Here is a 7,754-nt window from a genome sequence, read left to right as displayed (position 1 = left end):
TAAGCTGCAGGTAATCACGTTCTTCACGGATGTCTCCAGGGGTGTGTCTTAAGGCACATTTGATTCCATATTCATCATGGAACTCTTCCATGATGGATTTCTGGGCATTGGCTACTTCTCCACCCCATTCCGGGTTGTTTGTCATTTGCTGGACGTGTTCGGTTTCCAGAACTACTCCTGGCGCTCCTACTGCCACCATTCTTTCCATGATGTCACGGGTGATCTTCTGGTACTCTTTTACAAGTTTTTCTTTGGATACTCCTGCCTCAGGTCGTGGTGCATAGTTGACCTCGGGTGTTGTATAACCTGCTCCAATTTCAAGGTCTAATCCTGCCTTTACTGGGTGTTTGGCATTGCCAAATACCATGTCATCTGCTTTGTCATATGCCATTTTTATACTTCTTTTAACTGCCATTTTTAAGACCTCGTATCAATGTTTATGGTAGAGATTTTGCAAGTTGTCAATATTTTCACCTTTTAATATCGATTCAGCTATTTTGGGTACATCCGCAGCTTCTTCTCCATATATACCCAGCTTGTACCTTGTCACAAAATCTTGAGTAACAGCCCCTCCACCACAAACAAGAGGTGTATCCATGCCGAATCTTGTCAGTTCTTCTTTAATTTTCTTAAATGAATACATGGTAGTGGTCATTAATGCAGTTCCAGATACCATTATTGGTTTTTCGTCCAGTACCGCTTCTACAACCTCTTCAATCGGTACATCTCTTCCAAGGTCTACAACATCAAATCCCTTAGCTTTGAGAAGAACCGCGACAATATTCTTACCTATGTCATGGATATCTCCTTCCGCCACAAAACATACTATTTTACCTTTTGTATTTATGTCCTCGGTACTTATTGATTTACAATAATCAACACCTGCAATCATTGCCTGGGCCGAGATTATAACATCAGGCAGATACAAATCACCGTCGTCATAAAGTTTGGATACTATAGACATTCCTTTTATAAGAGCATCATTTATCAAATCTATAGGATTTTTTCTTCCCTCTATAGCTTCCTGGAGATGCAAAACAACATCATCTTCATCACCTTCAAAGATAGCTTTTGCAATCGGATATACTAATTCATCCTTGGGGTAGAGCACCTCTGCCAGCTCATCAGGTGTCATTTTCTTCTCATTCTGAACATTGTATCTTACAAAAACACTGGTTTTTTTTGGATTTAAACTAAGCATATAATTATCACCCTGCTATTAACTATCCGTTTATCGAAACTATCAAATATCTGGTACTGTTTTCCAAAAATTTAATCACCAAAACCATTATCTTTCGTTATTTATTTCCCTGGATATACCAATGATTGCCTCCTGACCATTCCATTCCCCATTCGCAAATTTTGTTTCTTTATAGATAACTGTGCCATCCTTTGCAATTAATGGTATATCACATGATGAACAATCACCTGATACCACATCAGAAATCCTTGATGCAGCCTTTAAAGCCTGCCTGCTGGAGTGGATATGGATTATGTTCATATCCTGTAATTCTTCCCCTGTATATCCCAACCTTTCCTGAAATGCCCTATTAGTATACAGTATATGTCCATCAAAATCAAGAACGAAGATGAAATCTTCTACTGCATCCAGTAATTTATCTATATCATCCTGTCTTTTCTCAGAATCATTTTCGTATTTTACGTAGCCAATTGTTTCACCAAGCTGGTTTGCAATCGTTTCAAGTGATGTTCGTGTTTCCTGCGGGATTTCATATTTGTTATGTGAAGCCAAAAACAGAACTGCTACTAATTCATCCTGATTCTTTACTGGTATGATTCCTGTAGCCCGTAATCCTTCGTAAGGTAAATCTTTGCCTGTCATTGATATTATTTCAGAATATAGTTTATAAATAGGATGTCCGGTAGTAAATAAACGGTGTTGCATTGTATCAGAAGTATAATGTGAAATTTTTTCTGCAAATTCAGAAGTGAATCCTTTATATGATATAAGATTTAAATCGCCTGTAACCTCATCGATAAGATACAAACCACAACTGTCAATCGGACCCATATTGATACAAAAATCCAGATATTGGTCAAATACATCCTGAAAACCACTGTTTTTTGAAGATAAAAAGTAACTTGTATCTTTCTGGACACGAAGGAAGTTATCAGCTTGTTTTTTCTTGGTGATATCTATAATTATACCTTGTAGGTATTTTGCTTCACCATGTTCATCATAACGGATTGACGTCCTTTCATCCACCCATCGAACTTCATCATTACTGGTTAATATCCGATATTCCATATTAACTTCTTTGGATACATTTCCATATTGTTCTGACATATTATTGCGAACTTTTTGGAGATCATCTGGATGTATTATATCGCCATAAAGAAGACGTTCAGATGTAAAATCCTCGGGTATATATCCAAACTGTATTATATTTTCAGAAACGTATTCAACCGGCCAATCCTTTTCAGCCCTCCAGATAAAAACAATTGCAGGGCTGTTATTAATGACATCTTCGAGCAAATCTTGCATTCTATATGTCTCAATTAACTCCTGTTCTTTTTGTTTTTGTTTGGTTATATCTCTAACGTTTAACATTACAGCAGGTTTACCTTCAAACTGTATTTTGGAATAATTAATTTCAGTCGGTACCAATTCACCTGTTTTTGATAAAAAATTGACTTCATATATACGTGAGGTTTTCTGATTTGATTTTAATATTTTATTATATTTTTTAAGAACCATTCTCTGGTATTCCACAGAAATATAATTTAAAAAAGAGGTTTCAATAATATCCTCTCTATCGTAACCTGTGATGTTTTCAAATGCTCTATTTACAAATTTTATAGCCTCTTCCTGGATTATCAGATTACCGGCTATTCCATTTTCAACCAGTGTAGAATATTTCTCTTCGGAAGATTTTAAAGCGTTTTCAGCATTCCTTTTTTGGATTATATCCAGCATAAGGTTAAGGATAAGTGTTAAACGCCGTATATCGTATTTATCATACACTTTGTTTTTATTAAATACACCACCTACTGCCACAATATTGTCACCATTAGATATCGGTATATTCAACAGCCGCTTTATGTTAAGGTGGTCATGGAAATCATCGTCCTGAAAATCAGCTGATATATTGTTTGAAACAATTGGATGTTTTTGTTTAATAACCTTTTCCCACAAACCTGTATTTTTTAGACTGTATTTAAACTGTTTATTACTGACATTATCTGTCTTATTTTGTGACAGCACATAGATTGACGGAGAAATATCTTCACCATTGAAAAATACAATATAACCACTGCCACTTTGGGTCAACCTTGTCATTTCATCCAGAACCAGATTCGTAATATCCTCATCTGAAAAATCCGTCATCTGATTGATTTTTAAAAGTGATTCAAGACATGATTCATCAAAATTTAATTTGAATTCTGCTTCTTTACGCTCGGTAATATCCCTGATATTTAACATTACAGATGATTTTCCCTCAAAATCAATACATGAAAAGTTTATCTCCACTGGTATCAAATCATCGGATTTTGATTGGATATATACTTCATAGGTATGCGGGTTTTTAGGTTCTGTTTTCAATATCTGGTCATATTTTTTATGAATCATCCTCTGATATTCCACAGGAATATAATTTAAAAAGGAGGTGTCAACTATTTCCTTTGTTTTATAGCCTATGATGTTTTCAAATGCTCTATTTGCGAATTTTATAATCTCATCCTGCACAATCAATATCCCATCAATACCGCTTTCTATTAAAGTTGAATATTTTTCTTCAGATGCTTTTAAATCGATTTCAGATAGTTTACGTTCGGTAATATCAAATACAACACTTTTCTGATGATTTACCTCTCCATTGTCACCATATAAGACAAGTGTTCTCTCATCCACCCATCTGATGTCTCCATCCCTGGTCATTATCCGATATTGCAGGTTGTAACTACTACATCTGTTTTCAAAACAATCCGATATTTCAGATTCGACCCTTTCCAGGTCATTAGATTCTATTATATTGTTGTAATACAATTTCCCAGATACAAATTCTTCAGGGGTATACCCAAACCGTGTGATATTTTCAGAAACAAATTCTACAGAGCGGTCTTTCTCACCATTCCATAAAAACACAATAACATCCTCATTGTTCAGGAAATCTTCAAAAATATTGTGTGCCGTTGATGGGTTTGGAAAATCAATTTCTTTTAAATTCCTGGAACTGTCTGATTTTTGGATATTTAATCCCCGCCTCATAAATACTATTTATATTAGGACTGCATCAAATAAAAACATTGCCAGTTGTGATTATAAATATTTGTGAACAATCTTAAACATCCAGTAAATATTAAAAAATATGGATTTTTACCGAAAATGTAATTTATCAGGAGTTAATTTTATGGGTAAAGGTTCCCATCTAAATTGATTACTTCCTTCGATCCTATCAATAGAATCTTTCTTAGATGGGAACTTATATTACAATCAACGATATTACTGATTATGTGATTCATGGTTATGAGTTTGTGATTTTTCTATTTCCATATCATATTCATGGAATTTATTACTTACACACTTATCCACTGTATCTACAAGATCTCCTTTTTGAATATTTGAAACCGCAGTAAGAATTTTTAATTTCGGGTGATAGGTTTTGGATGATTCAACAACTTCTACTTCTGGTAAATCATAATATGAAGTCATACTTATTCTAACCATTTTTGAATCGTATTCCAAATACAGTTTTATATGACCAAGGAATTCCGGGTTCAGTTTAATAATTTCATCTTTAAGGTTATACAAGATATCCCTTGCTATAGAACTGGCTACATCTGAATTCAATTTTTTTTGGGACACAATGAACTCTTTTGAATAGGTGGCTATATTTGAACATTCTATGGAATCTATTTCTTCTTCAGACAAATCATCAATTATTTCAGGAATTAACCCCGGTTTTTCAATTATAATCTTGTTGAATTTCCTGAACTTTTCGTCATAATTTTTCGCGGATAACCGGATAATATCGGCATTTGGATTTAACTGATGGACTGCATCTTCTATAATTGGAAGTTCTCTAGGCTCAATTAAATCGGTTTTATTGATTACCAGGATTTCAGCATCGATTATCTGTCTCTGGGAGAAGTTTCTGATTTCTTTCATCAACTGTTTGAACCGGCTCCCATCAATAAGTGTTACAAGAGGTGCAAGCTCAACATCTTTCAGGTTCATAAGGTTGACTTCATTACGTATCACATCTGGAAACGCAATACCTGTGGGCTCAATTATGAGTATGTCAGGATTGTAGTTGTTATATAGAGTTGTTACTGTATAGCGCAAATCTGTCTTTAAACTGCAACAAATACATCCACTGGTTAATTCCGTCGTGTCAAATCCGTATTTAGAAATAACATCTCCATCCAGTCCAACCTCACCGATTTCATTTACAATGATTGCTACCCGGTAATTATTTTCACTTAAATATTTGCCTAAATTTATAATAGCGGTGGTTTTACCGCTACCCAGAAAACCACCGATAATGAGCACTTTCATGATATAACCATCCTGTTTTTAGTTTATGACTTCCAGATTTTCCCAGTTAAGCTCTCCTGTAGAACATGCTCTGACACATTTCTGACAATGTATACCCTCACACAGGTCTGTTCTAATCATAACCTTTCCATCATCATCTATATTTATAGCACCGGTAGGACAGACCTCTACACTTTTTTCACAGGCACTTGGGTCATCCAATACTGTTGTGAGGTACGTTCCTACGTTTTCAAGAACATGCAAACCTTCCTCACCTAATACAGGTATATCCTTTACAACACGTTTTTCCACACCTGGTGTTTTGTTAGGTTCATCAATCTGTGGGAGGCTCTTCTTTTTAAGATATTTTTTGAGCATCTTGAAAGGCATACCTTCATCCCAGTATGCAATTTCGAGTACATAGGTATCCCTGAATGCAGGTTCAGTTGCAAACATTGTATGATGACCTACTATCTTATTGGCAATATCCTGAAGTTCCCACAGTCTGTCTTCTGAAAGCAGAATCTGTCTTGCAACCACCAGCGAAGTGTTCCCTATCTGTGAGATGTTGTCCACATTATATGGACTCATTCCAAGCCTATAGGCTTTTAATGCATCTACATAAGTCCCTGAGGCACCGGACATATAAGCCCTTGTTACATCTTCCATTTCTATACCGGCTGTATTGCAGAGTGTTATATGACCTGCTCTTAGTGCTCCCAGTGCTTTTCCAGCTTCTGATAAATCCTTGTTTCCGAACTGAACATTATCCTGAAGTTTGAGCACCTTATCAGGCGTCTGAATATTTGGAAGTTTAATCAATCCGTTTTCCATGCATTTATCTATCAGGGCTATAACACCAGTACCTGTGACACCCTTTGCACGGATATCTCCTTTTTCCTTGACTTCGCCGGTCTTTGGATCAACAAGGTCTCCTTTTACAGGTGTCATCTCCTCGTTTAGTACATAATTTCTCATATATCCATTCTCAAATTCGATATTAGAAATCGTATACGGCGAAGCAATTACACCATGTTTAATCTGCTGGCCTTCAAGTGCCGGACCTGCTGCAGCCGATCCTGTATATATCACATCATCTACTTTTAGAGCCATTTCTGCATTGGTTCCATAATCTGTGGCTATTGCTATTTCATCACTATCAAGCATTCCGGAAACTACCATCAAAGCCAGTGCATCAGCTCCTACTTCATGTCTGATTGCAGGTGGTATGACCACATTACAGTCATTGAATTCTTCAAGTCCTGTAATTTCACTGCTGTCCAGAATATTAGCTGTCCTTTCCTGGTCTTTGATATTGTATTTTTGCTTCTTACGCTCACCGGCGTATGCAAGGTCTTCTATGGTCATGCCCTGAAACAGTGACAACTGTATAGGGTTGCCACATACAGAAATCCGTTCCAAATTTCCAGTTTCAACTTCAAGTTTTGAAATAATATTTTTAACTGCATCTATAACCAGGTCATGGGTTAAATCCTGACCATAATGGATGGCAAAATCCATATGATCCATGACATTTGCTCCTGGTATAGGATTTCGCAATGTTATAACTGTTCTTTTAATCTCACCGGTCTCAAGGTCCATTTTATGGGCCCTAAATCCACTCGTCCCCAAGTCAAATGCTACACCTGTTTTCATATTAACATTAACCCCTTATTTATTTTAAAAGATACAAACACTTACAAGATGTAATCTACATCTATCATTTACTATTATTATAATTTGGTAGAAAATAATCTGTTTTTGCTTTATATAAAATTTACTACCATATAAAATCTCCTTATATACTTTTTTATTAAAAAGAGGAACATTGAAACTATTGAATTACCAATAATCAGCCTTTTGATAATGGATTCATATAAAAACAAAAATTTTAATATTTAAAAATAAAAGTTATTATGCGATAGTTTTATATAAAAAAAAATAAAACTCAGCAAAAACTATATAAAAAACTGTAATTGCAGATTATCAAGTTACTTAAAAATAAAAAAACAACTATAAGGCTTTGTAGAAACCCTTAGTATTCAAATTGATATCTGAGCTAATAATGTATCTATATGTTTTTCTATATGTTAGTTTTATCTGTCAAATTTGGCTGGTTATTATCGATACAAATAGGATTTCTACAGAGCCACTATAAGACCAATTTATTAATAGTCCTTATTTTGGCTCTGTAGAAATCCTTTACGATAATTAAAACATTATGATTTACTATAGACCTGTGAATGTTATACAG

General features: G+C 35.1%; 5 protein-coding genes. All 5 read right to left on the bottom strand.

The features are described from left to right. Window positions 1-415: methyltransferase MtaB domain-containing protein (locus ACLFMM_RS08165; protein WP_410808244.1), on the bottom strand; the 415-nt coding region annotated here is incomplete at its 3' end. Window positions 416-430: 15 nt separating this feature from the next. Then, on the bottom strand, window positions 431-1,201 hold the full coding sequence (gene mtaC, locus ACLFMM_RS08160) for a methanol--corrinoid protein MtaC (RefSeq protein ID WP_410808243.1): 771 nt from the start codon (window positions 1,199-1,201) through the stop codon (window positions 431-433). An 87-nt stretch (window positions 1,202-1,288) separates the two neighbouring features. Then, window positions 1,289-4,231 carry a PAS domain S-box protein gene (locus ACLFMM_RS08155; RefSeq protein WP_410808242.1) on the bottom strand — a complete coding sequence of 981 codons (2,943 nt, stop codon included), beginning with the start codon at window positions 4,229-4,231 and terminating at the stop codon, window positions 1,289-1,291. A 234-nt stretch (window positions 4,232-4,465) separates the two neighbouring features. Continuing rightward, the gene (locus ACLFMM_RS08150) at window positions 4,466-5,521 is read right to left on the bottom strand and encodes a GTP-binding protein (protein ID WP_410808241.1); all 1,056 of its coding nucleotides are present in this window, start codon (window positions 5,519-5,521) and stop codon (window positions 4,466-4,468) included. Window positions 5,522-5,539: 18 nt separating this feature from the next. Further along, window positions 5,540-7,156, bottom strand: coding sequence for a methylamine methyltransferase corrinoid protein reductive activase (locus ACLFMM_RS08145; protein ID WP_410808240.1), 1,617 nt, complete (start codon window positions 7,154-7,156; stop codon window positions 5,540-5,542). Window positions 7,157-7,754 lie beyond the last annotated feature (598 nt).

It is taken from the genome of Methanohalobium sp., from assembly GCF_046546175.1.
Taxonomy (GTDB): domain Archaea; phylum Halobacteriota; class Methanosarcinia; order Methanosarcinales; family Methanosarcinaceae; genus Methanohalobium.
Note: the sequence above shows the minus strand (reverse complement) of the source record. Positions and strands in the feature narration are given on the sequence as shown.